The 26,561-nt window shown below is 36.5% G+C and carries 28 protein-coding genes and 1 tRNA gene; 8 read left to right on the forward strand and 21 right to left on the reverse strand.

What is annotated here, in order from left to right:
* The first annotated feature begins 58 nt into the window (after nucleotides 1–58).
* The 5 genes from recJ (at nucleotide 59) to J3495_RS08540 (ending at nucleotide 5,765) form a co-directional block, all read left to right on the forward strand.
* Complete coding sequence (gene recJ, locus J3495_RS08520) at nucleotides 59–1,759, forward strand: single-stranded-DNA-specific exonuclease RecJ (RefSeq protein ID WP_210666136.1); 1,701 nt, start codon at nucleotides 59–61, stop codon at nucleotides 1,757–1,759.
* The gene (locus tag J3495_RS08525) at nucleotides 1,749–3,029 is read left to right on the forward strand and encodes an MFS transporter (RefSeq protein ID WP_210666137.1); all 1,281 of its coding nucleotides are present in this window, start codon (nucleotides 1,749–1,751) and stop codon (nucleotides 3,027–3,029) included. Before recJ ends, J3495_RS08525 begins: the two co-directional genes overlap by 11 nt.
* Nucleotides 3,030–3,944, forward strand: a complete 915-nt coding sequence (locus J3495_RS08530; protein ID WP_210666138.1) for an alpha/beta fold hydrolase — start codon at nucleotides 3,030–3,032, stop codon at nucleotides 3,942–3,944. It abuts the gene before it with no gap.
* A 169-nt stretch (nucleotides 3,945–4,113) separates the two neighbouring features.
* The gene (locus tag J3495_RS08535; RefSeq protein ID WP_210666139.1) at nucleotides 4,114–4,470 is read left to right on the forward strand and encodes a hypothetical protein; all 357 of its coding nucleotides are present in this window, start codon (nucleotides 4,114–4,116) and stop codon (nucleotides 4,468–4,470) included.
* Nucleotides 4,471–4,553: 83 nt separating this feature from the next.
* Nucleotides 4,554–5,765 carry a cytochrome c3 family protein gene (locus tag J3495_RS08540; RefSeq protein WP_210666140.1) on the forward strand — a complete coding sequence of 404 codons (1,212 nt, stop codon included), beginning with the start codon at nucleotides 4,554–4,556 and terminating at the stop codon, nucleotides 5,763–5,765.
* Here the strand turns inward: J3495_RS08540 and J3495_RS08545 are convergent, their stop codons facing one another.
* The 3 genes from J3495_RS08545 to J3495_RS08555 form a co-directional block, all read right to left on the reverse strand.
* The gene (locus J3495_RS08545; protein ID WP_210666141.1) at nucleotides 5,766–6,509 is read right to left on the reverse strand and encodes a UDP-2,3-diacylglucosamine diphosphatase; all 744 of its coding nucleotides are present in this window, start codon (nucleotides 6,507–6,509) and stop codon (nucleotides 5,766–5,768) included.
* Between the two features lie 135 nt (nucleotides 6,510–6,644).
* The gene (locus tag J3495_RS08550; RefSeq protein ID WP_210666142.1) at nucleotides 6,645–7,097 is read right to left on the reverse strand and encodes a 6-pyruvoyl trahydropterin synthase family protein; all 453 of its coding nucleotides are present in this window, start codon (nucleotides 7,095–7,097) and stop codon (nucleotides 6,645–6,647) included.
* Nucleotides 7,098–7,308: 211 nt separating this feature from the next.
* Nucleotides 7,309–8,073 carry an enoyl-CoA hydratase/isomerase family protein gene (locus J3495_RS08555; RefSeq protein ID WP_210666143.1) on the reverse strand — a complete coding sequence of 255 codons (765 nt, stop codon included), beginning with the start codon at nucleotides 8,071–8,073 and terminating at the stop codon, nucleotides 7,309–7,311.
* Nucleotides 8,074–8,178: 105 nt separating this feature from the next.
* On the opposite strand from J3495_RS08555, the gene J3495_RS08560 reads away from it, so the two are divergent.
* Nucleotides 8,179–8,252: transfer RNA gene (locus J3495_RS08560), tRNA-Ala, on the forward strand.
* A 67-nt stretch (nucleotides 8,253–8,319) separates the two neighbouring features.
* Here J3495_RS08560 and J3495_RS08565 read toward each other — a convergent pair.
* The 5 genes from J3495_RS08565 to J3495_RS08585 all read right to left on the reverse strand — a co-directional run bounded on the left by J3495_RS08565 (nucleotide 8,320) and on the right by J3495_RS08585 (nucleotide 12,947).
* Nucleotides 8,320–8,493 carry a hypothetical protein gene (locus tag J3495_RS08565; protein WP_210666144.1) on the reverse strand — a complete coding sequence of 58 codons (174 nt, stop codon included), beginning with the start codon at nucleotides 8,491–8,493 and terminating at the stop codon, nucleotides 8,320–8,322.
* Between the two features lie 746 nt (nucleotides 8,494–9,239).
* Nucleotides 9,240–9,572, reverse strand: a complete 333-nt coding sequence (locus tag J3495_RS08570) for a YegP family protein (protein ID WP_210666145.1) — start codon at nucleotides 9,570–9,572, stop codon at nucleotides 9,240–9,242.
* A gap of 556 nt (nucleotides 9,573–10,128) precedes the next feature.
* Nucleotides 10,129–11,076: a lipid A deacylase LpxR family protein gene (locus tag J3495_RS08575; RefSeq protein ID WP_210666146.1), complete on the reverse strand. Its 948-nt coding sequence runs from the start codon at nucleotides 11,074–11,076 to the stop codon at nucleotides 10,129–10,131.
* Nucleotides 11,077–11,835, reverse strand: a complete 759-nt coding sequence (gene mtgA / locus J3495_RS08580; RefSeq protein ID WP_210666147.1) for a monofunctional biosynthetic peptidoglycan transglycosylase — start codon at nucleotides 11,833–11,835, stop codon at nucleotides 11,077–11,079. It lies immediately after the preceding gene.
* A complete protein-coding gene (locus J3495_RS08585; protein ID WP_210666148.1) occupies nucleotides 11,835–12,947 on the reverse strand; it encodes an NAD(P)/FAD-dependent oxidoreductase in 1,113 nt (370 codons plus the stop codon). The genes mtgA and J3495_RS08585 overlap by 1 nt, the downstream gene beginning before the upstream one ends.
* Nucleotides 12,948–13,213: 266 nt before the next feature.
* On the opposite strand from J3495_RS08585, the gene J3495_RS08590 reads away from it, so the two are divergent.
* Nucleotides 13,214–15,115, forward strand: a complete 1,902-nt coding sequence (locus J3495_RS08590) for a S9 family peptidase (RefSeq protein ID WP_210666149.1) — start codon at nucleotides 13,214–13,216, stop codon at nucleotides 15,113–15,115.
* Nucleotides 15,116–15,344: 229 nt separating this feature from the next.
* Nucleotides 15,345–17,765: a hybrid sensor histidine kinase/response regulator gene (locus tag J3495_RS08595; protein WP_236025420.1), complete on the forward strand. Its 2,421-nt coding sequence runs from the start codon at nucleotides 15,345–15,347 to the stop codon at nucleotides 17,763–17,765.
* 7 nt (nucleotides 17,766–17,772) lie between these two features.
* Here J3495_RS08595 and J3495_RS08600 read toward each other — a convergent pair whose 3' ends face one another.
* From J3495_RS08600 to pdxA, 13 genes are all read right to left on the reverse strand, one after another.
* Nucleotides 17,773–19,116: a sigma-54-dependent transcriptional regulator gene (locus tag J3495_RS08600; RefSeq protein WP_210666151.1), complete on the reverse strand. Its 1,344-nt coding sequence runs from the start codon at nucleotides 19,114–19,116 to the stop codon at nucleotides 17,773–17,775.
* Between the two features lie 126 nt (nucleotides 19,117–19,242).
* Nucleotides 19,243–19,536 (reverse strand): hypothetical protein, encoded by a 294-nt coding sequence (locus J3495_RS08605; protein ID WP_210666152.1) that lies wholly within the window; start codon nucleotides 19,534–19,536, stop codon nucleotides 19,243–19,245.
* A gap of 12 nt (nucleotides 19,537–19,548) precedes the next feature.
* Nucleotides 19,549–19,857, reverse strand: a complete 309-nt coding sequence (locus J3495_RS08610) for a hypothetical protein (protein ID WP_210666153.1) — start codon at nucleotides 19,855–19,857, stop codon at nucleotides 19,549–19,551.
* Between the two features lie 44 nt (nucleotides 19,858–19,901).
* On the reverse strand, nucleotides 19,902–20,198 hold the full coding sequence (locus tag J3495_RS08615; RefSeq protein WP_210666154.1) for a PepSY-like domain-containing protein: 297 nt from the start codon (nucleotides 20,196–20,198) through the stop codon (nucleotides 19,902–19,904).
* Nucleotides 20,199–20,217: 19 nt separating this feature from the next.
* A complete protein-coding gene (locus J3495_RS08620) occupies nucleotides 20,218–20,508 on the reverse strand; it encodes a hypothetical protein (protein WP_210666155.1) in 291 nt (96 codons plus the stop codon).
* A gap of 27 nt (nucleotides 20,509–20,535) precedes the next feature.
* Nucleotides 20,536–20,832: a hypothetical protein gene (locus J3495_RS08625; RefSeq protein WP_210666156.1), complete on the reverse strand. Its 297-nt coding sequence runs from the start codon at nucleotides 20,830–20,832 to the stop codon at nucleotides 20,536–20,538.
* Nucleotides 20,833–20,881: 49 nt separating this feature from the next.
* Nucleotides 20,882–21,178: a hypothetical protein gene (locus J3495_RS08630; RefSeq protein WP_210666157.1), complete on the reverse strand. Its 297-nt coding sequence runs from the start codon at nucleotides 21,176–21,178 to the stop codon at nucleotides 20,882–20,884.
* A 297-nt stretch (nucleotides 21,179–21,475) separates the two neighbouring features.
* A complete protein-coding gene (accC, locus tag J3495_RS08635) occupies nucleotides 21,476–22,822 on the reverse strand; it encodes an acetyl-CoA carboxylase biotin carboxylase subunit (protein WP_210666158.1) in 1,347 nt (448 codons plus the stop codon).
* Nucleotides 22,823–22,934: 112 nt separating this feature from the next.
* Nucleotides 22,935–23,423, reverse strand: a complete 489-nt coding sequence (accB, locus tag J3495_RS08640) for an acetyl-CoA carboxylase biotin carboxyl carrier protein (RefSeq protein ID WP_210666159.1) — start codon at nucleotides 23,421–23,423, stop codon at nucleotides 22,935–22,937.
* Between the two features lie 23 nt (nucleotides 23,424–23,446).
* Complete coding sequence (locus tag J3495_RS08645) at nucleotides 23,447–24,445, reverse strand: beta-ketoacyl-ACP synthase III (protein WP_210666160.1); 999 nt, start codon at nucleotides 24,443–24,445, stop codon at nucleotides 23,447–23,449.
* Nucleotides 24,446–24,617: 172 nt separating this feature from the next.
* Nucleotides 24,618–24,812, reverse strand: coding sequence for a 50S ribosomal protein L32 (gene rpmF / locus J3495_RS08650; protein WP_007137315.1), 195 nt, complete (start codon nucleotides 24,810–24,812; stop codon nucleotides 24,618–24,620).
* Between the two features lie 9 nt (nucleotides 24,813–24,821).
* On the reverse strand, nucleotides 24,822–25,391 hold the full coding sequence (locus J3495_RS08655; protein ID WP_210666161.1) for a YceD family protein: 570 nt from the start codon (nucleotides 25,389–25,391) through the stop codon (nucleotides 24,822–24,824).
* 105 nt (nucleotides 25,392–25,496) lie between these two features.
* Nucleotides 25,497–26,546 (reverse strand): 4-hydroxythreonine-4-phosphate dehydrogenase PdxA, encoded by a 1,050-nt coding sequence (gene pdxA, locus J3495_RS08660; protein WP_210666162.1) that lies wholly within the window; start codon nucleotides 26,544–26,546, stop codon nucleotides 25,497–25,499.
* Nucleotides 26,547–26,561: the final 15 nt, after the last annotated feature.

A 26,561-nucleotide genomic window follows, 5' to 3' on the forward strand; every position in this document is an offset into this window, starting at 1 on the left:
GTTTCTGATTAAACGATTTTCGGTTTCTAAAATCAACACTCTAAAATCTAAAATTAAAATGCGTTGGACATTAAAACCAAAACCTTCTGAAGATAAAATCAAACATTTGGCGCAAGCCTTAAATGTAGAAGATTTTGTGGCGACACTTTTGATTCAGCGTGGCATTGAAACTTTTGAAGATGCCAAAAATTTCTTTCGTCCGTCGCTAGCACATTTGCACGATCCTTTTCTGATGAAAGACATGGACAAGGCCGTTGCGCGAATAGAATTGGCCATTGAAAACGAGGAAAATATTTTGGTTTTTGGCGATTATGATGTGGATGGCACAACAGCAGTTTCACTGGTTTCGTCGTATTTAAAATCACATTATCCCAATATTGCCACTTACATTCCGGATCGTTACGATGAAGGTTACGGTATTTCTTTTAAGGGAATTGACTTTGCCGACGATAACGGATTCTCGCTTATTATCGCACTCGATTGCGGAATAAAATCTATTGATCACATCGCTTACGCGAAAGAAAAAAACATCGATTTTATCATTTGCGACCACCACAGACCGGGAAATATTCTCCCTGATGCGGTTGCTATTTTAGACCCAAAAAGAGATGATTGCAGTTATCCTTATGATGAATTGTGTGGTTGTGGCGTGGGTTTTAAATTGATTCAGGCTTTGGGAAAAAATCGAAACGAGACAATAGAAGATTTTGTTCCGTATCTCGATTTAGTCGCCACAGCAATTGCGGCAGACATTGTCCCGATCACAGGTGAAAACCGAATTCTGGCGTATTTTGGACTGCAAGTGATCAATAGTGATCCACGACCGGGAATTAAAGCTTTGGTGCATCAGATAAAAAAGAAAACTTTAGATATTACCGATGTTGTTTTTATTATTTCGCCCCGAATAAATGCAGCGGGAAGAATCAAACACGGCAATCATGCTGTGGAATTGTTAACCGAATTTGATTTTGAACAAGCCCAGCAATTTGCCTCAGAAATAGAGCAATACAATGCTGACAGAAAAGATTTAGACAAAAAAATTACCAAAGAAGCGTTTCAGCAAATTATAGAAAATCAGGAGGAAGAAAAATTTTCAACCGTTGTTTTTCAAGAAGATTGGCACAAAGGCGTGATCGGAATTGTAGCTTCCCGATTGATCGAAACCTATTATCGCCCGACTTTGGTTTTTACCAAAAGCGGTGATAAATACGCGGCTTCGGCTCGTTCTGTAAAAGGATTTGATGTTTACAATGCATTGGATGCTTGCGCGGAGCATTTAGAACAATTTGGTGGTCACATGTACGCTGCCGGAATGACATTGAAACCCGAGAATTACGAGACTTTTAAGAACGCTTTCGAAGAACAAGTGGCTGCCACTATTCTTCCTGAAATGCGAACACCAGAAATCGAAATTGATGCCGAAATCAACTTCTCTGATATCACACCAAAACTGGTACGGATTCTAAAGCAATTCGAACCTTTTGGCCCGCAAAACATGACGCCTGTTTTTATGACACAAAACGTAAAAGATACAGGTTACGGTAAAACTTTGGGTGCAGACGACGAACATTTGAGGCTTTGGGTAAAACAAAATAACTCCGAAGGTATTGGTGCTATTGGTTTTGGACTCGGAAAAAAAATAGAAATCACAAAAAACCAACAAGCTTTTCAGGTGGCGTATTCGCTGTCTGAAAACGAATGGAACGATAAAGTTTCGACACAACTTATGCTTAAAGATATCAGAAAAGATGGAAAATAAGACCAAAAAAGCAGACCCTTATCAGGCATTGCGCTACAGAGAATTTAATGTTTTTTTACTATTGCGTTTCGCTATGGTTTTTGCATGGTCCATGCAATTTATTGTAATCGAATGGGAAGTTTACAGCTTGACTAAAAACCCGCTTTCATTAGGAATCATTGGTCTTATGGAAGTTATTCCCGCCGTTTCAATGGCGCTCTTTGCGGGCCATATTGTAGACCAAAAAGAGAAAAAAAGCTTACTGGTAAAATGCATTTTGGGCTTTACAGTCATCAGTTTTGGACTGTTTTTATTGACCTGGCCAAAAGTAGTAAGCGGCTATTCTTCTACCGTGATTTTGTATTCAATTTATTTTTTAGTCTTTTTAGGAGGTTTGGTACGAGCGTTTTTAGGCCCTACTATCTTCTCGCTTTTATCTTTAATTGTACCTAAAAAAGCATATCCAAATGCAGCTACCTGGAGCAGCTCAGTGTGGCAAATTGCTGCCGTTTTAGGACCAGCTGTTGCAGGATTTTCTATAAATTTAATTGGTGTTCATTGGTCGATGTGTATGGTCGTTGGTTTTTCTTTATTTTCATTGATAATACTTTCTCAGATAAGCAAAAAACCAATTTTAAATCCAAAAATCGGTGAGCCCGTTATGGAAAGCCTTAAAGAAGGAATCAAGTTTGTCTTTAATAACAAAACTATTTTAGGAGTTCTTTCACTAGATATGGTAGCCGTATTATTTGGTGGTGCAGTGGCGTTACTACCTGTATTTGCTCAAGATATTCTAAAAGTAGGCCCGGAAGGATTTGGTGTTTTAAGAGCTGCTCCGGCTATCGGCGCATTTATCACAATGCTTATCTCGGCCTATGTTCCCTTGTACAAAAAAGCAGGAATGAAACTTTTGGCAGCCATTTTTGTTTTCGGACTGTGCATCATTCTCTTCGGTATTTCTACTATTTTTTGGCTCTCTGTCGTTGCTTTATTTTTAAGTGGCGTTGCCGATGGAATATCTGTTGTGATACGCCAAACGATTTTACAACTTAAAACTCCCGACCACATGCGCGGACGCGTAGCTGCTGTAAACTCGATGTTTGTGGGATCTTCGAATGAATTAGGCGCTTTCGAAAGTGGTTTGACTGCCAAATTAATGGGAACAGTGACTTCGGTGGTATTTGGCGGAAGCATGACACTTTTGACCGTTTTAGGTTTCGGGATACAGTCACCTACATTTAGAAATCTGGATCTTCAAAAAGACATGGAAGACCACCAAAATATGGAGTAGATGAAAGGATCTCTATTTATTTTATTCTTTACTATTTCACTTTTTGTAAGCGGACAAAACCTTTATATCAAAACGTACGGAAATAATAAAAACAAAACCATCATTTTTATTCATGGAGGTCCCAGTGGCAACGCCAACTTATTTGAAGGCACGACTGCTCAAGCACTTACTGAAAAAGGTTTTTATGTAATTGTGTACGACCGAAGAGGCGAAGGAAGATCTGAAGATCCTGATGCAAAATTTACATATTCAGAAGCTTTTCAGGATCTCAATAGTATTTATAAAACATACCAATTAAAAAAAGCTATCCTTGTCGCCCATAGTTTTGGCGGTTTAGTAGCGACACTTTACACCGAAAAATATCCTCAAAATGTTAGCGCACTTGTATTGGCGGGAGCTCTGTTTTCTCAGCAAGAGACCTACGATCATATTTTAAAATCGGTAAAGGAAAAACACAAAGGCGATTCTAAAACCCTCGATAAAATATTTGATATCGCAAAACTTAATAAAAATTCTGCAGCATATCGTAAAGATTGTTTTGATCTGGCAGGAGCCAATGATTATTTTAAGATGCCGCATCCTACCACAGCATCAAAAAAATTATATACTTCTTACGAAAATAGTATTTTCTCTACAACCAATATTCGAAACAAAAAGGCACCCTTGCTTTTCTATGAAAACGAAAAGCAAAATAATATCGACACCAGACCTTCCTTAACTAAAATTAAAAAGAAAGGTATTCCTATTTATGCCATTTACGGAAAAGAAGATCGTATTTTTTCTACATCTCAAATGAATTCCATGAAAAATTTAGTAGGACAAAATCATTTTTCTTTACTAAAAAATTGTTCACATTATCTCTTTGTAGACCAACAAAATGAATTTCTAACTACTTTACAAAAGTGGTTAAAGTAAGAACTTCTATACTATAATTACTATAAGAAAATTTAGGTTTTTTATTATTCTGCTTTAAAAGAAACTTATATCACTTATGGGATTTCCAATATTTATAGCTTTTTTATGATTTTTTTATTTAGAATTAATATAAATAATAATTATATTTGTTGAAATAAAAAGATTCACCATGAAAGAAATTGAGGAAATATATCACAATAGCTTTGGCATTGCTTTCTACTGGAAAAAAGGCAGCCAGGTAATTTCAGAGAAAGTGCAATTGGTTTTTAGAGAAACCGGTTTTTATCTTACACTCGATCAAATGAATCAGTTTTGTACCTTGATCGAAGATAGTATGGTTGAAAATGCCTCTTGCGAAAACTGTCAGTTAAAGAATTCTTGTCACAAATTTTTACTTAAAACTCCTTGCAATCAAATAGATTTGGCGGTTTCTATGAAAGAACTAAAATCGATAAAAGATTTGATTGAAGGCTCTTTGTTTAAAATTGAATTAGAACAGTATGTTTATGGCGCAGGTCTAAATTAAATCAGATTCTTTTGTTTTTAAGGGTTATTTTACATTAATGAAATATATTTTAGAACTACTCTAAAAAAAGTATATTTACACTGATGAAAAAATTACGAACCTTTTTCGCTCTGGCTGTTTTGGCGCTGCTTGCAACAAATTGCAACAACAAATCAGAGGAATATATTGATCCGCGTGGCACCGACTACGCAGGTTCTGAAAGCTGCATACAATGTCATCAAGCACAGTACGAAATGGCGTCTCACAGCTCACACTTCAAGGCGACTTCGCTGCCAACTAAAGAAAATATTCTGGGCGATTTCAGCCAAGGCAATCACGTTTTTATTTACGATAAGAATACCAAATTGGTCATGGAACAGCGCAACGACAGTTTATACCAAGTGTTGTACAAAAACGGAAAAGAAGTAGAAGCCCACCCGTTTGATATTCTTTTCGGAACCAAACATGCACAGACAAGTGCGTATTGGAACAATCATTTTGCTTACGAATTACCCGTTTCTTTTTATAAATCATTAAACAATTGGGCGACAAGTCCGGGCTACTCAGCTACGCAAGTCAATTTTAATAGAAAAATAGAGAAGGAGTGTTTTGCTTGCCACAGTTCTAATATTGGCAGTCGTTACATTACCACCAGCTCCGATAGTATTACTTTTATGTCGATGGACGTTGAGGATTTTATGAACAAAAAAACGTTGGTCTACGGAATAGATTGTGAGCGCTGTCACGGTCCGGCAAAAAAACACGCAGCCTTTCACCTTAAATTTCCAGATGTAAAAAAAGCGCAAAACATTGTTGCCATTAAGAGCCTAAGCCGTCAACAAAAACTCGATGCCTGCGCCATTTGCCATTCTGGAAATGATAAATTAAAAATAAAATCCAGGTTCGAATTCAGACCCGGAGACAATCTGCTGGATTATTTTAGAGGAGTTCCTAACGCCAATGACACTACCCATTATGACGTACATGGCAATCAGATGCGATTGCTCACACAAAGCAAATGTTTTATAAAAAGCGACAAAATGGATTGTATCACTTGCCACAATCCGCATCAGAATGCCTCGCCAAATCTGGCTTCGTATTCTAAAATTTGCATGAGCTGCCATCAAGGAATCCAGCACAATGAGACTACACTAAAAACGATGTCCGGAAGTCTATTAGCTGCTAATTGTGTCGAATGTCACATGCCAAAAAAAGCATCAAATGCAATTACTTTTCAGCCTTCAAACAGCAAAGAATTATCGAATTATATTTTAAGAACCCATAAAATAGGTATTTATCCAAGTGCCAAAAAGTAATTATTTATCAAATTTTTGAAGCTCGAAAGTTTCGCCATCAAAAACGCCGTACGTAAAATAGCCAATCCAGTCGCCAAGATTCACGTAATTGGAGTTTTCACCAACCGGAATAATCATCGGCAAATGACGGTGGCCAAAAATAAAATAATTATAATGTTGGGTTTCTAGTTTTCGTTTGGCGTAGAGCACCAGCCACTCATTTTCTTCGCCTAAGAACTTTACATCTTCATCGCCAGAAATCAGTTTGTTTTTTACCGATAAATACTGTGCCAAGCGCACACCAATATCGGGATGCAACCAACGAAAAATCCATTTTGAAAACGGATTGGTAAAGACCTTTTTCATTCTTTTATAGCCTTTATCGCCAGGACCTTTTCCGTCGCCGTGACCTATTAAAAAAGTCTTCCCATTAAAAGTAAATTCTTTATTATCATGGTAGACTGGGATATTCAATTCGGTTTGAAAATAATCTTCCATCCATAAATCGTGATTGCCTACGAAAAAATATATCGGGATACCGCTGTCGCGAATTTCAGCCAGTTTGCCTAAAACACGCACGAAACCTTTGGGTACCACAGTTTTATATTCAAACCAAAAGTCGAACAAATCTCCCAATAAAAAAATCGCTTCTGCGTCTTGTTTTACCTCATCCAGCCATGCAACAAATTTTTGTTCGCGCGGAAAACTCAACGCTGCTGTTGGAGCACCAAAATGCTGATCGGAAGCAAAATATACTTTTTTCATATCCTTCTAAAGTTGGGAGTTGTGAAATGTTTGTTGTAAAAAGTGAAAAGTGTTTTATAATATGTTGTGAGTTGCTGACTTCTAAATACAGAGACTTTCAAAATCTCACATTTCACAGAAAACATTTTACTTTTTTTACATATTATCAGAAGCGTACCATTCTGCAAAAGATGATTCTGTTTCCTGAAGTTTAAGCGAGAACAATTTAATTCCTGCTGGAAGACGACCAATAATTCTCTCGGCAAAATCAACGACCATGTTTTCGCTTGTTGGCTGATAATCTACCAAAATAACGTGATGACCGCGGTTTTTCAATTCGTTTGCCAATTCGATATGTGGTGTTGTTTGGTTAAAAACAGTGGCATGATCAAACTGATCGACGATTTCTTCTTTTACAATTTTCTTTAGATCTGAAAAATCAATTACCATTCCGAACTTTACATTCGAGCGATCCGTTATGGGCGTACCAATAACCGTTACCGACAATTTGTAACTGTGTCCATGAACATTTTTGCATTTTCCGTCATAGCCGTATAAGGCGTGTCCGGTTTCGAAACTAAATTGTTTTGTAATTCTGATTTTACTCATCGGGTATAATTTTGGGCAAATTTAAGCAATAGATGCGAGAAACCTGCTTTAATTACAAAAACGTTAAGAACTTACACTCTTCAAATTTCCTATAAAACGCTAAACATCTGGTTGTACGTCTCTAGCCCTGATAGAAGGGAAAATCCTTTTTTATTGCTTTTTCTGCAATAAAAAAGATTGGAATGATAGCAGGAAATAGCTCCTTAAAAAACTATTTCTTAAACTGCGATAAAGCTGTTTTTGTAAAATCTGACAACACCAGTTTACCCGTAATCTTGGCACGTTCTAGAAGTAGGACATCCCAATTTTCGGTGCCTTCCCAAATGATTTTCTTCATTTCGAATAAGGCGTCGGGATTGTAGCGACTTAGTTTTTGCGCAAAAGCAGCAACCTCATCATCGAGTTGGTTGGCGGGGTGAATGGCAGCAAAAAGTCCTTTTTGAAAGGCCCACTCTGCCGATTTCCACTCGTGTGCTGCCAGCGTCATTTCGGTCATGGCAACTTTACCAATCTTACGCGAAACAGCGGGTTCTATGACAAACGGACCGATGCCAATGGCAAGTTCAGACAATTTTACGGCACTTTCGGGAGTCGCAAAAACATAATCGCAGGCCGAAATAATTCCGACACCACCGCCAACAGACTTGCCTTGCACGCGACCAATAATAAGTTTAGAACAGCTACGCATGGCATTGAGCAACAGCGCAAATCCTGAGAAAAAATGAATGCCTTGCTCCTCGTTTTGCACTTCTAAAAGTTCGTCAAAAGAGGCGCCTGAGCAGAAGACTTTCTCGCCTTCGCTCTGCAAAACAATCACCGAAACATCGTTATGACCGCTCAAACTCTGAATCTCAGCTGTTAGCAAATCAAGCAAATAACGCGGAAAAGAGTTGCTGGCTAGATGCCCAAATTGTACCGTTGCTACGGCATCCTGAATAGTGGTATGTAATGTTCCGTTTGGATTTTCTGCACTCATAAAGATAGATTTGCTCGTAAAGTTACACTTTTGAAAAATATTTTCAAGCGAAGCCTTTTGAAATTTGTTTTTTGAAAATTAATTACCTTTATTTGCTGTCGCAATGGGGGATTAGCTCATTTGGCTAGAGCGCTTGCCTGGCAGGCAAGAGGTGACCGGTTCGAATCCGGTATTCTCCACAACAAAAAAACCCTTGTAAATCTTTTTTACAAGGGTTTTGTATTTTTATACAGCTTCAAAAAATGTTTATCGCTCGCTCACGTTATCAAAATCGGGCTCACTTTCCTCTGCTTTCTTAAAATCATTATTCAATAAATCGGTCAGTTTCTTTTTTTCGCTCTGATTCTTTTTTGTTATCAATACGATCAAAACAATTAAAACCGCCACTACAATTCCGATAATTACCCAGTTGATTTCCATAACTTTAATTTTAATTTAAAAGTAAAAATTTTATCCCTCCGCCACATTATCTTAAAGTTAAACTTCACACAGCTTTGTTATAAACCAACCATCATTTGATCTATCCTTACAATAATCAGGAGCAGAAGATTTGTTTTCAGCAGCACCAATTGTCCCGCTGTTGGCTTTATCTTTTTCTGTCTAAAGAAGCCAGAAAAAGGATACCGCCGCCATCGGGGCTAAGCGAGACATTTTGTTTTTTAGCGGTCCTTTTTAGTTGGAAAGAAAAGCAACTTTATTCACCAAATCAAAAAAAATACCCGACCTAAAATGACAGTTTTTGAGTCTTTATTACTGCTTTATTTTGAGTTTTTCTCACTCTTTTTCGCTACCGCTTTCTAGAACTAAGTAAGAATTCACAATTTAAGCATTCATAAAAAAGAAATGAATTATAAAAATCAATTAAAACACTGATTAACAAAACACAACACCAATTTTATAGTAGCACAGAACAATATATGATATAAATTAAGCAAATAACAAAATTATCTGTGCTATAATTTATTCAATACTAAAAGCCTCATTTATCCAGATTTTAAGTTATGGATGACCAAAAATTACGTCAATAAAAATCTTCTTCTCACAAACACAAATACATTCGAATTTGTCTCTTATGCTGATCTCTTTTTTTAGCAGTCTGATCTTTTATAACCAAAAAAAAAGCGCTCCAAAAGGAACGCTTTCTATATGTTATATTTCGACAAAACTTATACCGTTTGATCGTCTATTGTAGCATCAGGAGCATTTGTTTTTACAGATGCAATACCATTGTCTCGGGCAGCGGTGCTTTCGTACATTTCGCTGTTGCCAATGATCTGGCCGTTGGCCGCTTTTAAGTTAAAATAAGGTTTCCCGTTAGAAGATTCTTTTTTGTCGAATCTTTCATCAATTTGCGAGTTGGTTTTTACAGATTCTATTCCGTTTAAGCAAGCTGCTTTGGATGAATAACCCTCACTGGAAAGAATGGTTTGCCCATTGCCTGCCTTTAAATTAAATTGAAACTCGCCGTTTGCTCTTGTAGTAATTGCAAATTTGCCCATACTGTTCTGGTTTTTAGTTAAGAAATAATTTTAATACTCGTATGTCATAAAAATACAAAACTTAGAAATACAAAATTTAAGGTTAACCATAATTTATTCTAGAGATAAGGATTTGACTATCTCTGAGTCGCCACTCGCAAAACCAAAATAGACGATCAATAGGGTCTCAACACCCATCGATGGGGTTGTTTACTCCTCCGTTGGGGTTCGAGACGTCAAATTTGGGGTTCCGAACCCCAACGATGGGGTTCCAGACGTGAAAATTGGGGTTACCTGGCCCCAAATTTGGGGTTCCGAACCGCAACAATGGGGTTCAGGACGTCAAATTTGAGGTTCCAGACCTAAACGACGGGGTTCAGAACCGCAAATTTGGGGTTACTTAGCCTCAAATTTGGGGTTCCAGACCCCAACGATGGGGTTACAGACGTCAAATTTTAGGTTCCAGACCTAAACGATGGGGTTCCGAACCTAAAACTTTAGGTATGGAACCTAAAAAGCGATACTTTTTATTAGAATAGAAGAAAAAACCAACAACGAAGAAGCTACAAAAAGTAATTTATTTGAGCAGATAAGACACCCGTATCGAGCCATAAAAATATCCCGTATTACCTTCTTTCTTCAGTTCCTTGCCTCGATACATAAAAATATAAGCGAGGTTAAAATTGTCGTGTCGGTACTTTAAGCCCGCCTCGGCATTAAAACGAAGTGGTTTCAGGTCGAACGTCACAGGGCTCGTGTCATTGAACAAACTGCCCTGAATCGTAGCATCGTACATCTGGTAGTTGACAGCAGGATGCGCATAAAAATAAAACTCACGCACACTTGATTGTGGCGTAGCACTAACTGATGCATCATAAAGATTAGAGTCGTAAACGGGCAGGAGTTTTTTAAAACCAAACCGAGCGAGAAATCCTGTTGAGACGCCTGTAAAAACAGTCCCTACATTCAGTTCAGACTCAGAGTAAAAATCGACAAAATCATGGTGTTTACCGGCAAATAATTTTTTCGAAAACACAGCATGTGCCTGCAACGCGAGCGCATTATGAATCTGATTTTCCCAGCCATAGACTTTTTTATAACCAATAAGACTATGAAAACTTTCCTGCAACTCTTTGCCAAAAGCATTGGGCCCGACATAACCCAACTGAAAATCGGTTTTAAGCACCGACTCATTTTGGTAAAAAAAGCTTTTACCTACTTCGGCAAAAAGGTAGCCCGCAAAAGGCCTGTCGTTTATGGTAACGGCTGCTTCATTAATAAATCTCGGATTGTAAAGATATTGCCCAACCCTAAATTCGGTAATTTTTTTATTGATTTTTTGGTTGTCGTTCTTCGACAAATAGCGATAAAAAATCTCCAAACCATTAGTGTAATACATATCATTTTTAGACGACGTATAGAGATCATTATCGGTAATAAAACCAATTTCGACCCTTCTCGCCTGCCCTAAACTTACCAACGAACTTAAAAATAAAAAGACAAAGAGTACTTTTTTGGCTCTCATTTAATAGTTGATTTTGCCAATAACACGCATCTCACGCACAATTCTCTCTTTTCTCCTGTTGATGTAACTCGAAGAACCCGTGGCCTTAAACTTCCTCGGATTGGGTAATATTGCGGCAATTCCGGCAGCTTGCATTTTGGTTAAATTTGCAGCATCACGGCGGTACCAATGTTCGGTAGCGGCGTAGGCGCCGTATACGCCATCGCCCATTTCGATACTGTTCAGGTACACCTCCATGATGCGTTCTTTGCCCCAAATAAGTTCGATAAGCACCGTAAAATAAGCTTCTAAACCTTTTCTAAAATAACTTTTGCCCTGCCATAAAAACACATTTTTGGCAGTTTGTTGCGAGATCGTGCTTCCACCGCGAATGCGACGTCCACGTTCGTTGCTTTTGTATGCTTTTTGCAATGCATTAAAATCGAAGCCATTGTGTGTCAAAAATGTAGCATCTTCGCTGGCGATCACGGCCTTTTGCAAGTTCATAGAAATTTTATCCAAAGGTTCCCAATCGTGATCAAAATACACTTCCTTGCCGTCCATTTTATTTTCGATGGCTCGAATGACCATCAAAGGGGTAAAAGGTACAGGTACAAACTTGAAAAATATTACAGAACCAATAGACACGCCAAGAAACCACAAAAAAGCTTTAATCAAAAACCATTTTATTTTTTCTCCTGTCGTTTTTTTAGCTGTCGTTTTTCTGCCTTTATTAACTGGCGGTTTTGCCTTATTTATTTTTCTTACTTTAACTCCCATTATATTAAATCTGCTAATTCTGTTCCTATTAAACTGCCTATCGCAACGCCCATCCCACCCAAACGCACTCCACAAAATACATTTTCAGAGAGTTGCTCTACGATCGGATTTTTACTATTTCCAATTCCCATGATGCCGCTCCAACGATGAGCAATCTTAAAATCTTGGTTTGGTAAAATTACATTTTTAAGTAAATCTTCCAATTTATTTTGTACAATTTTGGTTTGCCCAAATTCGGTGGTAGTTTCGGCTTCAAAATCAAGGTTTCGGCCTCCGCCGAATAATATGCGATCGCCAATATTCCTAAAATAATAATAACCGCGGTCAAGATGAAAAGTCCCTTTGATATCCAGATTCGGAATCGGTTCTGTAATTACTACCTGAGCCCTGGCAGGCTGCACGGCACCATGAGTCAGCGCATTAGCAAAACCATTGGTCGCAAAAAATATTTTTTGAGAATTGAAACTAAAATCTCCCAACACAACTTCAACGTGATTTCCTGCGTCTGTATAAGAGGTAACCGTTTGCTGATTGAGGATTAGAATATCGGCTGCGATGGCTTGTTTTAGCAATTCCTGCATCATATTTCCAGTATCGATTTGCGCTTCAAAAGGATTAAAAATTAAATAGTCCTCAACGTTTTGAAAGCCAAACCGATCTACTTCTTTAGTAAAAACATTGGCCTTAAAAAGCGGCTGAAGCAACTCGTTGATAAAAGGCAATTTTGCAACACATTCGCTAAAAGTATTTTCGTCACCTTTTAGGAAAAGTTCGTACCCGCCGTGAGGTCTGAAATCTATGGCGGCATCACCCAATTTTTTACGCAGTAATTGCAAGCCTTGCCAGCGTTTTGCAATGAGTTGAATTACTTCTCCTTCGGAATGTGTTTTGAGGTCATCAATGATTTCAGAAAGGCTTCCGAAGCACGCAAAACCAGCATTTTTGGTACTGGCACCTTGCGGCAACATTCCTTTTTCGAGCACAAGAATTTTTGCGGTCGGAAATCTTTCGCGCAAGCGCAAAGCGGCATGCAAACCCACGATACCGCTACCGACAATGGTATAATCGATGTTGGTAAACCAGTTTTTAAGTTCCCAATAACTTAACTCCATTTGTTAATTTTTTATAAAAATACTGATTTTTTGCTTCAACCTATGTGTAATGTAACTGGATTTAAATGTTTTTTCCTGCCACAGATTAACAAGTTTAACATAGATTGTTTTGATAAAATATTTAAATACTTATTTTTAAAATCTTTTCAAACCTATTAATCAGCGGCAACCTTTTACAATTTATTTTAGAGAATCGAAAGCTTACAAACACAGAGTTGATTAAATATATTTTGTACTTTTAGCATCAAGAAAAATAGAATTTTATTATGAAAAAAGTATTATTTACAACCTTAATAATGATGAGTTTAAACGCTATCGGACAAAATGTGATGTCGCCAGAGTTGTTATGGAAACTAGGAAGAGTGACCCCGCTTGGGCTTTCGAAAGATGCAAAAAATGTAGTTTTTAAAGTTTCGACTCCTTCTATCGAGGAAAACAAATCGAATTCGAAATTGTATATTTTGCCCGTAAATGGCGGAAATGCAACTGAAATAAAAGATACCAAAGATGTTTTGGCAGATAAAAACATTTCGCCTGACGGAAAATTTTTGGTTTATAATGAAGAGGTAAAATTAGAGAAAGTTTTGGGCAAAGATTTCTACCCGAACTTAGACAAATCTGATGCTCAAATTTATGATGGTTTGGATTATCGCCACTGGGATACGTGGAATGAGGGGAAATTTAATCATGTTTTTTACAAAGAAAATAAAGAAGGTGCTGCCGGAATTGACATTCTAAAAGGCGAAAACTTTGATTCTCCACAGAAACCTTTTGGCGGAGACGAAGATTATATTTGGTCTCCTGACGGAAAAAGCATTTTGTATGTGTGCAAGAAAAAAGCGGGAACGCAATATGCAATTTCGACCAATACTAATATTTATGAGTACCATTTAGAGACTCAAAAAACGATCAACAGAACCGAAGATAATTTGGGTTATGATACCGCTCCACAATTTTCTCCGACAGGAAACCTAACCTGGTTGCAAATGAAACGCGACGGTTATGAGTCGGATAAAAATGATATTATTGTTGAATTTAAAGGAATGAAAACTAATTTAACAGCGAATTGGGACGGAACTGTAGATAATTTTATCTGGAGCAAAGACGGTAAAAATGTTTATTTTGTAGCACCAGTTGATGGTACCAAACAACTTTTTGTCGTTAATTTTCCGGGTTTGACCCGAATCGCTATTCAAGTTCGCCAAATAACAGAAGGGGATTTTGATGTGAATGATCTGATTGGCTTTGCAGGAGACGATATTATTGCAACCCGCTCAGACATGAATCATGCATCAGAGATTTTTTCTTTTAATTTGAAGAAAAATACCTGGAAACAATTATCAAACATTAATACAGAAACCTATAAAACATTAGCGTTAAGCAAAACCGAAAAACGTTTTGTAACGACTACTGACGGCAAAAAAATGTTGGTTTGGGTAATCCTTCCGCCTAATTTTGATGCGACCAAAAAATATCCAACTTTATTATTTTGCCAAGGCGGACCACAATCTCCGTTGACACAATCGTACTCTTTCCGTTGGAATTTTCAGTTAATGGCAGCCAAAGGATATATTGTTGTTGCACCCAATCGTCGCGGAATGCCAGGACACGGCGTAGCATGGAACGAACAAATAAGCAAGGACTGGGGCGGACAAGTAATGGATGATTACCTTTCTGCGATTGATGATGTTGCCAAAGAAAACTACGTTGACAAAAGTCGTTTGGGCTGTGTAGGCGCGAGCTACGGAGGTTATTCTGTGTTTTATCTGGCCGGAATTCATAAAAACCGTTTTAAAACTTTTATCGCACACGATGGCGTTTTTAATACCGTAAGTATGTTAGGAACTACAGAAGAAGTTTTCTTTAACAACTGGGACTTTGGCGGTGCTTATTGGGAAAAAGACAATGCTGTGGCACAAAAAACATACACTACTTTTAACCCTGCAACCTTGGTAGAACACTGGAACAAACCTATTTTGATTTTTCAGGGAGGAAAAGATTTCCGTGTACCTATTGGGCAAGGGCAAGAAGCTTTTCAGGCTGCACAACTAAGAGGACTTAAAAGCAGATTGGTGTATTTTCCTGAGGAAAATCACTGGGTTTTACATCCTCAAAATGCTCAGGTTTGGCAAGGCGAATTTTTTAAATGGTTAGCCGAAACGCTTTAATCAAATAAATAAACAATGCTAATAATAGCCATCGATTTTTAGAGAATGACCAAGTTTACTCTTTAAGAATCGGTGGCTATTTTGTAACACTAAATTTTAATTATGTAAAATTCTGAAAAGATTCTATAAATCTAGAGTAGAAAATTTTAAATAAATTGCACGAATTTAAAACCAAAAAAACAAACCCAAATTTCTGCGATTACAGCCTATGGAAATCAAAAAAAGCTACATGCCGGTAAAAGTTCTGTTCAGTTATGTTGCACTCGTTGCATTAGTGGTTACTGTGGGATGGTTTTTATACTCTGAAAACGCCGTTTATAACAAACTCGAAGACAAAATTGCACTTGAAAAGACGAAGATTTTAAGAGTGAGCAAACTTTTTTCGAATGTGTACAAAACAGAAAGTCTGGCTCGAAAAACGATTCAGACTAACTCAGAGAAAGATTTTAAAAATTATGTGATCGAAAATGATTCGCTTCGCTTGCGAATCGACACCTTAAAAACGATTGTAAAAACACAATATCAAAAAGCGCTTTTGGATAGCGTTACCTATTTATTGTCTGAAAAGACCAAAAATATTCAGCAGCTAAAAACGATCAAAAACAAAGCCGACGACGAAGTTTCGGTCAATAATGCGATTGATGAGATTAGTAAAATGGAGGTTAAACTTCGAAAATTAGAAATTCAGGATTTTACCAAAAACCCCGACCAACTCGGGAGCTATCAGCGTAATGTTTTGCAGCAATATGTAGATTACCTCAATCAGAATATTCCCGACGACAGCACCAACACGCTGAGCAAACAAGCTTCGGATTCGATTTTGGCCAATTCGAAAAAACTTTTGAGTACCGTAAAAATCAAAGCCGAAAAGAAAAAAGAATCGCTCAATTTTGAAGAAAACAAACTGCTGAAAAACGAAATAGCCATCTCGGAACAGCTCCGAAAAGTGCTTCGTATTATCGAACGAGAAATCATCATCAATTCGATAAAAAACAATTCATTAAAAGAAAAATCATTAAAAAAGATCAACGATATTGTTACAGTTTCAGCCATTATTGGCTTATTGCTTACTGTATTTTTCTCGATTTTGATTGTGAGTGATTATTCGAAATCGCAAGTTTATAAAAAACAGCTCGAAATAGCGAATTTTAAAACCAAAAACCTTCTCAAAAGCCGAGAACAACTAATCTCGACCGTAAGTCATGATTTAAAAACACCTTTGAGTACAATTGTAGGTTATACAGAACTTCTGGGCAATTCTGATGTGAATAACAAGCAGTCTTATTTTATCAAAAACATAAAAAACTCATCTGAATACATCACACAACTCGTTCAGGATTTACTGGATTTTTCGCAAATCGAAGCCGGAAAAATCACGATAGAAAAAGTGCCTTTTGTACTACCAGAAATCATGGAAGAAGTAGCCAGAAACATTCAGACCGTTTACAAAAACAAAAACATTGAACTCAGCATTACTTTTGACGAAAAACTCAACAAAAAAATCGTTGGAGATCCTTTTAGGCTCAAACAGGTTTTAAGCAATATTATTGGAAACGCTTATAAATTTACCGAAGAAGGTTTTATAAAAATCAATGCTGACGTTGTTTATGGCGAACGTTTTTTTGAAATCACAATTGAAGATTCCGGAATAGGAATTGAAAAAGCGAACCAAAAATTGGTTTTCGAAGAATTTGCACAAGCCAATGAAGGCATAGAAAAGAAGTATGGCGGAACCGGATTGGGGTTGTCTATTTGCCAAAAAATCATCAATATTCTTGGAGGAAAATTACATTTGGAAAGTACTTTTGGCAAAGGAAGCACTTTTGAAATTACACTTCCATTATTGTTTGACACTAGCGTGAATACGGTAGAAAAAGCTATAAAAACCGGCACTAAAAACACCAAAAAACTCACTTTTGTCGTGGTAGATGACGACATCAATTTGCTGAATTTAACCAGTGGCGTTTTAAGACAGGAAAAACACACTGTTTTTTCTTTTGACCGTGCATCCAAAGCATTAGAAGCTATAAAACTGACTCCGTTTGATTTTATTATTACCGACATACAAATGCCGGAAATGGATGGTTTTTCGTTTATCGAACAGTTGAAAAAAAGCATTACCACAACGTATCAAAACCAACCTATTATTGCCTTGACAGGTCGAACAGATTTGGATTTATCTGTGTATGCCGCAGCCGGATTTACCACGGTAATCAAAAAACCTTACTCGCCAAAAGTATTACTAAAAACCATTGAAAACATCCTGAACAACGACATTATCAACACAGTTGAAATTGAAGAAAAGAAAGAAAAAAAGACTAACAAACTATATTCTTTAATGACTTTGAAAGAGTTTTTAGGAAACGATCCCGAGGCTTTAAAAGAAGTTATCTCTTCGTTTATAGACAGCAGCAAAGAAAACATGCTGCATTTGAGCAAAGCTATTAGTGAGGAAAACGGCACTGAGATAAAATCGATAGCGCACCGAATAAAGCCAATGTTTAGGCAAATTGAAGCTCAGGAAATAAGTAAAATCTTGAAAAAACTAGAGCAAAATGCTTTTGAAAATCCTGACTTAAAAATTATTTTCGAAGACTTAAAAACTAAAATCGACATGCTTTTTGTGGCTTTACGTGAAGAAATCCTGTAATCGAAATTTAATCAATATCGTATAATTTCAATTTATTATAAAGTGTTTTTCTGGTAATTTTGAGCAGTTTTGCCGCTTCAGACTTATTATTTTGCGTTTTAGACAAAGCATTCATAATGGTTTCTTTTTCATTTTCCGATAACGAGAAAGTTCCTCCTGAATTCTGGTGCTTTTCAATTTGAAAAAACTCGGCTGGTAAAACATCACTTTCTATAAAATTTCCTTTGGATAAAAGTGTAGCACGTTTGACGCAATTTTGAAGTTCACGTAAATTTCCAGGCCAGCTGTATTTTTGAAAAATGGCCACCACTTCGGGCGAAAACCCAATCACTTCTTTATCTAATTGCTGATTGGCTTTTTCCAGAAAATAATCTGCAAAAAGCATTAAATCCTCTCCCCGGTCTGTCAGCGATGGTGATTCAATTGAAAATTCATTAATTCTATGGTATAAATCTTCTCTAAAATCGCCGTTTTTTACAGCTTCTCTAAGGTCTTCATTTGTAGCGGTAATAATTCGGATATCAACATTGATTTCTTTGTTGCTGCCGACTGGTTTTATTTTTCGCTCCTGAAGCGCACGCAAAAGCTGTATTTGATTTTCGTATGAAAGATTGCCTATTTCATCCAAAAATATAGTTCCTCCATTAGCAGCCTCAAAATAGCCCACTTTGTCACTAATAGCTCCTGTAAATGATCCTTTTAAGTGTCCGAAAAATTCGCTGGCTGCCAATTCTTTTGGTATGGCGCCACAATCTACAGCAATAAACGTATTATTTTTACGATTGCTTTGCTCATGAATGCTTTTGGCAATAATTTCCTTTCCAGTTCCACTTTCGCCAATAATCAAAACCGACATATCGGTGGGACTTACGAGCTGAATATGGTCTAAAAGTTTTTTTGAAGCGACAGAAATTCCTTTTACAAATTCGTTTTCTGTTACGGCTTTTTGGGTCGTTGTTTTCTTTTCTTTTTTTGGAGTTACCGCTTCCGTCGGAGTTTGTAATGCATTGGTGATTACAAGCAAAACTTCATCAGGATTGAATGGTTTCGAAATATAATCTGCAGCTCCATTTTTAATGGCTTTTACAGCAGTATTCACATCAGAGTAACCTGTCATGAGTACGACAGGAATCTCAGCATTTAAATTTTTAAATTCTGTCATAAGCGCAATTCCATCCGAATCGGGCAATCGCAAGTCGGTCAGAATCAAATCAAAAGATTCTTTGTTAATCGCCAATCGAGCTTCGGCAGCCGAGAAAGCAATTGTTACATTATACGCTTTTTTAATTAGAAATTTTTCTAATAATTTGCAAAATGAAATATCATCTTCTATTAATAAAATCTTTGACATCTATTTTTGGTACTTTTTTGCTAAAATAAGACTATTAAAATTGTATTTTCATAAAATTTTCCAAAAAAAAAGAGATCACCGAAGTAATCTCTTTTTTACCAAAAACATAAATCTAATTTCACCTAATTATATTTTCAACCAGTTTCCATTGGCATCTGAATATACAATAGCCTTTTGGTCTCCAACTGATATTTCTAATTTGTATTCTTTTTTTTCATTCACATACGCTTTATCCAAATTTGCACCTGGGTATGCCGTTTTCAAAGCCGTTCTTACCACTGCGGGAACAGCATCAACGGCAACTTCCGTATAAATCTCCTGAAAATTTACGATCGTTACTTTTTCATCATTTCGATCAGTAGTAGCGTAAATTGATAAACTCCCAAGAACAATAGCTGCTGACAAGATTACGTTCTTCATACTCATTTATTTTTAGTATTTTTCGGCGATCACACCTTTGGCATCTGTAAAAACATAATGTTTAGGTGAATCCTCGCCAGAATTCAGTTCTAATTTGTATTGCTTCTTCCCGTTTACGTAAGCTTTTACAAGTTTAGAGTTCGGAAAAGACTTTTCTAATGTAGCTTTTACTTCTGCAGGAAGAGCATCCGCTTTAATTTCTTTGTAATCGTCCTGAACATTTTCAACATTCAAAACAGATTTTTTTACAATTGCCGCTTCAGCGTTTGTGAATAAAGTCCCTAAAACAATTATTACAGCTGATAAAATTAATTTTTTCATATTGATTTGATTTTTAATTAGTATTAGCTGATAAAAGTAGGGAATTATTTTTTTATAATGTTCCCTGAAGCATCTGTATAAACGGTATACTTTTTGTCTCCATTAGCAATTTCAAGTTTAAACTCATTCTTCTCATTTTTGTACGCTTTTTCTAGCTTTGTACCCGGAAAAGATTTTTCGACAGTTGATTTTACAGCAGCTGGAAGAGCGTCTAAGCTAACTTCTGTATATTCATCTTGTGTAATTACTGACTGCGACATTGTCTTCGTGATCGAAGGGACAGCTGCCTGAACAGACATAGTACCCAAAACGATTGCTACTGATAAGATTAGCTTTTTCATAGTGATTGTTTTTTTTAAATTATTTTTTAAGAATATTTCCCTGAGCATCTGTGTACACAACCGATTTTTGGTCTCTTACCGTGATCTCAATTTTGTATTCTTTTTTGTCATTAATGTATGCTTTGTCCAGTTTTACTCCCGGATAAGCATTATCCAGAGCTGTTTTGATCGCTGCCGGAACAGCATCAATCTCTTTATATTCATCCTGAACAGTTATAAACTGTTTTAGAGGAACTTTTATTGCATTCGTTGTTGCATTTGCCGATAAAGTTCCCAAAACGATTGCTGCTGATAAGATTAACTTTTTCATACTAATAGTTTTATAGGTTACTTTATATTATTTTTTAATCCAAGATCCGTCTGCGTTAGCATAAAGAGATCCTACTTTATCTCCAACCGTAACATCCAGTTTATACTCAGATTTTGCATTTTTGTATGCTTTTGAAAGAATAGCATCCGGATATGCTTTTTTAAGTGCATCTGTAACAGCTGCCGGTACTTCTTCGACTTTAATTTCTGTGTATTCGTCCTGAAGAACAATTGTTTTTGCGTTTGTGATTGTAACTGGAGAAGTGGTAGCAAATGATGTTAAACCTCCTAAAATGATTGCGGCTGATAAAAATAAATTTTTCATAATAATGTTTTTTTTAGTTTAATAGATATAATTTTGAAACTCTCCCAGATTATTTCTGAATCCAAGTTCCGTCTGCGTTAGCATAAAGCGATCCTACTTTGTCTCCCACAGTAACATCTAATTTGTATTGAGAAGCTGCATTTTTGTATGCTTTTGAAAGTAAAGCGGTCGGATATGCCTTTTTTAAAGCTTCTGTAATTGGAGCTGGCAACTCTTCTAATTTAATTTCTGTATATTCATCTTGAATAGAAATTGTTTTTACGATAGTGTTGACATTAGGAGAAGTAGTTGCGAATGAAGTGAAACCTCCTAAAACAATTGCGGCTGATAAAAATAAATTTTTCATAATGTGTATGTTTAAATTATTTGATAGTTGTTTACGCTTTAGATAATGAAATAACTGTGCCGTAACAGCCACATCAATCCCAAAACCACATAAAAACCTATATTTCAAAGCTTTAATAAAAAAATACTTAAAATATAATATCCCGATTTGTGTGTAATTATTTGAAATGTTGTGTAAAAAGTATACACGTCAAGTGTGTAATGAGAAGAATTGAAAATAAAAAACCCGATGTGTTTTTGCAAACAGATCGGGACATCAAACTAAAAAAGGCTGTCAAAATTGACAGCCTTTAGAAAATTACTCTGGAGTATTCATTTTGAAAGTATCCATAAAAGCAGTTGTATAATCGCCTGAGATATATCTCGGATCATCCATTAATTGTCTGTGGAAAGGTATTGTAGTTTTCACACCCTCGATAACAAATTCATCCAAAGCTCTTCGCATTTTGCTAATGGCTTCTTCACGTGTTTGCGCAGTCGTAATCAACTTTGCAATCATAGAATCATAGTTTGGCGGAATACTGTAACCAGAGTATACGTGAGTATCTAAACGAACTCCGTGACCTCCTGGCATGTGAAGCGTCGTAATTTTACCTGGTGAAGGGCGAAAATCATTATAAGGATCTTCGGCGTTAATACGACATTCTATTGCGTGTAATTGTGGCAAATAATTTTTTCCTGAAATCGGAATTCCGGCAGCAACCATAATTTGCTCACGTATCAAATCATAATCAATTACTTGTTCTGTAATTGGATGCTCAACTTGAATACGTGTATTCATCTCCATAAAATAGAAGTTTCTGTGTTTGTCCACAAGAAATTCTACTGTTCCGGCACCTTCATATTTAATGTATTCTGCCGCTTTTACAGCAGCTTCTCCCATCTTGGCTCGCAATTCATCTGTCATGAATGGCGAAGGCGTTTCTTCTGTTAATTTTTGGTGACGACGTTGTACAGAGCAATCTCTTTCAGAAAGGTGACATGCTTTTCCGTATGAATCTCCTACAACCTGAATTTCGATATGACGTGGTTCTTCAATAAGTTTCTCCATATACATTCCGTCGTTTCCAAAAGCAGCAGCGGCTTCCTGACGCGCACTTTCCCAGGCTTTGTGTAGGTCTTCTTCTTTCCAGATAGCGCGCATTCCTTTTCCACCACCACCGGCAGTAGCTTTCATCATCACAGGGTAACCAATTTCTTTGGCTACTACAAGAGCTTGTTCAAAAGACTCTAAAATCCCTTCTGATCCTGGAACACAAGGCACTCCAGCTTCAATCATAGTAGATTTTGCAGAAGCTTTGTCTCCCATTCTATCAATCATTTCAGGAGAAGCACCAATAAATTTGATACCGTGCTCTTGACATATTTTTGAGAATTTAGCATTCTCTGAAAGAAATCCGTATCCCGGATGTATTGCGTCTGCGTTTGTAATTTCGGCAGCAGCAATAATATTTGACATTTTCAAATAAGATAAGTTGCTTGGAGGGGGACCAATACAAACCGCTTCGTCAGCAAACTTAACGTGTAAACTTTCTGCATCGGCTGTAGAATAAACTGCAACAGTTTTGATTCCCATCTCCTTACATGTACGAATCACACGAAGTGCAATTTCTCCTCTATTCGCAATTAGTATTTTTTTAAACATCTTTATTTAAATTAGATAATTAGACAAATTGATCATTAGATAATTTTAGGCGATCTCAAAAATTTTATTTTTTGGATATCGTTCTAAAATCTAAAATCTAGAATCTAAATTTTTATGATGGATCAACTAAGAATAAAGGTTGGTCAAATTCTACAGGAGACATATCGTCAACAAGAATTTTTACAATTTTCCCTGAAACTTCTGATTCTATTTCGTTGAATAATTTCATTGCTTCAATTACACAAAGAACATCTCCTTTTGCGATTGTGCTTCCAACTTCTGTAAAAACAGGTTTGTCTGGAGATGGTTTTCTATAAAAAGTACCAATAATTGGCGATTTTATAGTAATAAATTTAGAATCTTCAGATGGAGCAGCTGCTGCTTCAGTGTTTACGTTTACTACTACTGGTGATGCCTGAGGGGCAACGGCCTGTGGCAATGCAGCCTGAGCTGGCAATTGTTGTACATAAGTAGTTTCTGTAACGTTACCTTCCAGAGTAGTTCTAATGGTGATTTTTACATCATCCATTTCCAACTTTACTTCTGCAACACCCGAATTTGCAACAAATTTGATTAGGTTTTGAATTTCTTTTAAATCCATAATGATTCGTTTTTAGTTTTAATTTATTTTTTATCGTACGCCCATTTAATGTATATAGATCCCCAAGTGAATCCACCACCAAATGCAGCAAAAATAACATTATCTCCTTTTTTGAACAAATGTTCAAAGTCACTTAATACTAAAGGCAAAGTCGCAGAAGTTGTATTACCATATCTCTCAATATTCATTAATACTTTTGAGTCTTCAAGGTTCATTCTGCTTGCTGTAGCATCAATAATACGCTTGTTTGCCTGATGCGGTACTAACCAATTTACATCTTCGTTAGTCAAATTATTTCTTTTTAAGATCAATTCGCTGGCATCAGCCATATTAGTTACAGCATATTTAAAAACTGTTTTTCCGTCTTGAATAATATTGTGTCTGTTTTCTTGAACAGTTGCTAAAGTAGTAGGTATTAGCGAACCTCCGGCAGGAATTTTAAGAAAATCGCGTCCTACACCATCGCTGCGTAAATATTCATCCTGCAATCCCAGACCTTCATAATTTGGTTCGAATAAAACGGCTCCCGCTCCATCTCCAAAAATAATGCAAGTGGCACGGTCTGTATAATCAACAATAGAAGACATTTTATCGGCACCAATTAAAAGTACTTTTTTATATCTTCCTGATTGAACATAAGCGGCTGCAGTTGACATTCCGTATAAAAAACTCGAACAAGCTGCCTGCAAATCATAAGCAAAAGCATTTGTAGCGCCAATTTCTGTAGCAACGTAAACTCCTGTTGATGCTACTGGCATATCTGCTGTAGCAGTCGCCATTATGATCATATCAATCTCTAATGGATCAATATTGGCTTTTGCTATTAAATCCTGTGCTGCTTTTATAGCAAGGAACGAAGTTCCTTTGTCAGGATCCTGAAGAATTCTTCTTTCTTTAATCCCGGTACGAGTAGTAATCCATTCGTCATTAGTATCGACCATAGTTTCCAGTACTTTGTTCGAAAGCACAAAGTCGGGAACATAAGCTCCAACAGCGGTAATTGCGGCTGTGATTGTATTCATTATATTTTATTATTTCGTTTCAAATATAGCTATTTGAAAAATTTTTAAAAGACTTGAAAATTACAAAAAAAAACGAAATGAATTTGTATAAATTTTCCTAAAAAAAGAAAACTCTAACCAACAAAAAAAACTCTCACTATGTGAGAGTTCTAGTATCATTTACAAAAACGTATTAAGCAACCGCTACAGATTTATCGATAACAACTTGCCCTCTGTAATACATTTTACCTTCATGCCAGTAAGCTCTGTGGTATAAATGTGCTTCTCCAGTAATAGGACATGTAGCGATTTGAGCTACAGTAGCTTTATAATGTGTTCTTCTCTTATCTCTTCTTGTTTTCGAGATTTTTCTCTTAGGATGTGCCATTTTACTATATTATTTATCCGTTAATAGTTGCTTTAATTTGTCCCAACGCGGGTCAATATCTTCTTCTTGTTTACTCTCTTTTTTTACTTGCTTCGCCTGTTCGCTATCGCTCGAGTCTTTGACTTTTAATTCATTCAGTTTTGTTAAGGCTTCTGTTTGTAAGCTTCCGTCTTTTACTCCTGGATGAACTCGTTTTAGTGGCACCGACAATGCGATCATTTCATAAATGTATTGTGCTACATCTATTTCGTGTTCTCCGTGGGGCAAGATTAGCAATTCTTCATTATCATTATTGAATTCATCTCCAAAACGAACAATCAATTTCATCTTACCTTTTAAAGGCAGATCAAAATCTTCGCTGGTTAGATCACAAGGCACATTTACAGTTCCTTTGTGTTTGAATTCCAACTCCAACATGTTGCTTTTCTTATCTAAAACTAAATTTACTTTGATATCCGAACTTTGAAATTCGTCGTAATCAAAGTTCTCAAAGAACTTGTTATTTATTTGATACTCAAAATTGTGCTTCCCTAGCTTTAATCCTATAAAAGGAATTAAAAATTCTTTTGATTTGCTCATTTCAACATCAATTTATCCCGCTCCTATCTAAAACTAGATACCTGAATTGGGGTGCAAAGATATAAAATTATTATAAAACTAATAATCTTATTCACCTTTTTTTGTTTATAACTGTTTTTCTTTTATTTTAAGAGGTTTTTCGGTAATCTCCTCATACTGATTGCGGGAGCGAAAAATGTCTATCGCAAGATAAACAGCCTCCTTAAACGAGTTGTAATCCGCCATGTCTTTTCCAGCAATATCGTACGCTGTACCGTGGTCTGGCGAGGTTCTTACCTTGTTTAAACCGGCGGTATAATTAACTCCTTTTCCAAACGATAATGTTTTAAAAGGAATCAATCCCTGATCGTGATACGTCGCTACTATTGCATCGTATTTTTCGTACTGACCGCTTCCAAAAAAGCCATCAGCAGGAAAAGGACCAAAAACCATCGTTCCTTTATCAAAAATTTTCTTCAGAACGGGCTTCAAAATCAAATCATCTTCTTTACCAATCACGCCGCCATCGCCCGCATGCGGATTCAATCCTAAAACGGCAATTTTTGGCTTTACAATACTAAAATCCTGAATTAATGACTTTCTAACCGTTTCTATTTTTCTTGTAATTAATTCTTCTGTCAAATGCGATGAAACTTCATTAATTGGGACATGATCGGTTAGCAAGCCCACTCTCAAATCGCCTTGCACCATCATCATTAGAGCATTTCCGTCTAATTCTTTGTCCAAATAATCTGTATGTCCCGGAAATTTAAAATCTTCAGATTGAATATTATATTTATTGATCGGTGCCGTAACCAAAACATCAATTACACCTTCTTTTAGCGCTTTTGTAGCCGCTACAAATGATTTGATGGCGTACTCGCCTATTTTTTCGTTATTAACACCTAAATGAATATCGACACCTTCTTTCCAGACGTTAAAAACATTTACTTTACCAGGCAAAATCTGATCTAGCTTATCAACGCCATGAAATTGAATCGTAGAAGTAAAACTTTTTTTTACGAATGAAAGTATTTTCGCATTGGCAAAAATAACTGGCGTACATAATTCTAACATACGAGAATCTTCGAATGTTTTAAGTATAACTTCGCTTCCAATACCGTTTAAATCTCCAATCGAAATTCCAACAATTATATTTTCTGCTTTTTTATTCATGAGCTCCAATTATTT

Source organism: Flavobacterium geliluteum, from assembly GCF_017948595.1.
Classification (GTDB): Bacteria; Bacteroidota; Bacteroidia; order Flavobacteriales; family Flavobacteriaceae; genus Flavobacterium; species Flavobacterium flavipigmentatum.

Bases quoted from the DNA above. Each gene is read 5' to 3' on its own strand.
- J3495_RS08535 (WP_210666139.1), top strand. From the start codon at position 4,114: ATGAAAGAAATTGAGGAAATATATCACAATAGCTTTGGCATTGCTTTC.
- J3495_RS08615 (WP_210666154.1), bottom strand. From the start codon at position 20,198: ATGAAAAAGCTAATCTTATCAGTAGCAATCGTTTTGGGTACTATGTCT.
- J3495_RS08575 (WP_210666146.1), bottom strand. From the start codon at position 11,076: ATGAGAGCCAAAAAAGTACTCTTTGTCTTTTTATTTTTAAGTTCGTTG.
- J3495_RS08540 (WP_210666140.1), top strand. From the start codon at position 4,554: ATGAAAAAATTACGAACCTTTTTCGCTCTGGCTGTTTTGGCGCTGCTT.
- J3495_RS08655 (WP_210666161.1), bottom strand. From the start codon at position 25,391: ATGAGCAAATCAAAAGAATTTTTAATTCCTTTTATAGGATTAAAGCTA.
- rpmF (WP_007137315.1), bottom strand. From the start codon at position 24,812: ATGGCACATCCTAAGAGAAAAATCTCGAAAACAAGAAGAGATAAGAGA.
- J3495_RS08600 (WP_210666151.1), bottom strand. From the start codon at position 19,116: ATGTCAAAGATTTTATTAATAGAAGATGATATTTCATTTTGCAAATTA.
- J3495_RS08555 (WP_210666143.1), bottom strand. From the start codon at position 8,073: ATGAGTGCAGAAAATCCAAACGGAACATTACATACCACTATTCAGGAT.
- J3495_RS08530 (WP_210666138.1), top strand. From the start codon at position 3,030: ATGAAAGGATCTCTATTTATTTTATTCTTTACTATTTCACTTTTTGTA.
- J3495_RS08610 (WP_210666153.1), bottom strand. From the start codon at position 19,857: ATGAAAAAATTAATTTTATCAGCTGTAATAATTGTTTTAGGGACTTTA.
- J3495_RS08620 (WP_210666155.1), bottom strand. From the start codon at position 20,508: ATGAAAAAGTTAATCTTATCAGCAGCAATCGTTTTGGGAACTTTATCG.
- J3495_RS08550 (WP_210666142.1), bottom strand. From the start codon at position 7,097: ATGAGTAAAATCAGAATTACAAAACAATTTAGTTTCGAAACCGGACAC.
- pdxA (WP_210666162.1), bottom strand. From the start codon at position 26,546: ATGAATAAAAAAGCAGAAAATATAATTGTTGGAATTTCGATTGGAGAT.
- J3495_RS08565 (WP_210666144.1), bottom strand. From the start codon at position 8,493: ATGGAAATCAACTGGGTAATTATCGGAATTGTAGTGGCGGTTTTAATT.
- accB (WP_210666159.1), bottom strand. From the start codon at position 23,423: ATGGATTTAAAAGAAATTCAAAACCTAATCAAATTTGTTGCAAATTCG.
- J3495_RS08585 (WP_210666148.1), bottom strand. From the start codon at position 12,947: ATGGAGTTAAGTTATTGGGAACTTAAAAACTGGTTTACCAACATCGAT.
- J3495_RS08595 (WP_236025420.1), top strand. From the start codon at position 15,345: ATGCCGGTAAAAGTTCTGTTCAGTTATGTTGCACTCGTTGCATTAGTG.
- recJ (WP_210666136.1), top strand. From the start codon at position 59: ATGCGTTGGACATTAAAACCAAAACCTTCTGAAGATAAAATCAAACAT.
- J3495_RS08570 (WP_210666145.1), bottom strand. From the start codon at position 9,572: ATGGGCAAATTTGCAATTACTACAAGAGCAAACGGCGAGTTTCAATTT.
- J3495_RS08630 (WP_210666157.1), bottom strand. From the start codon at position 21,178: ATGAAAAATTTATTTTTATCAGCCGCAATTGTTTTAGGAGGTTTCACT.
- J3495_RS08545 (WP_210666141.1), bottom strand. From the start codon at position 6,509: ATGAAAAAAGTATATTTTGCTTCCGATCAGCATTTTGGTGCTCCAACA.
- J3495_RS08525 (WP_210666137.1), top strand. From the start codon at position 1,749: ATGGAAAATAAGACCAAAAAAGCAGACCCTTATCAGGCATTGCGCTAC.
- accC (WP_210666158.1), bottom strand. From the start codon at position 22,822: ATGTTTAAAAAAATACTAATTGCGAATAGAGGAGAAATTGCACTTCGT.
- J3495_RS08625 (WP_210666156.1), bottom strand. From the start codon at position 20,832: ATGAAAAATTTATTTTTATCAGCCGCAATCATTTTAGGAGGTTTAACA.
- J3495_RS08645 (WP_210666160.1), bottom strand. From the start codon at position 24,445: ATGAATACAATCACAGCCGCAATTACCGCTGTTGGAGCTTATGTTCCC.
- J3495_RS08605 (WP_210666152.1), bottom strand. From the start codon at position 19,536: ATGAAGAACGTAATCTTGTCAGCAGCTATTGTTCTTGGGAGTTTATCA.
- mtgA (WP_210666147.1), bottom strand. From the start codon at position 11,835: ATGGGAGTTAAAGTAAGAAAAATAAATAAGGCAAAACCGCCAGTTAAT.
- J3495_RS08590 (WP_210666149.1), top strand. From the start codon at position 13,214: ATGAAAAAAGTATTATTTACAACCTTAATAATGATGAGTTTAAACGCT.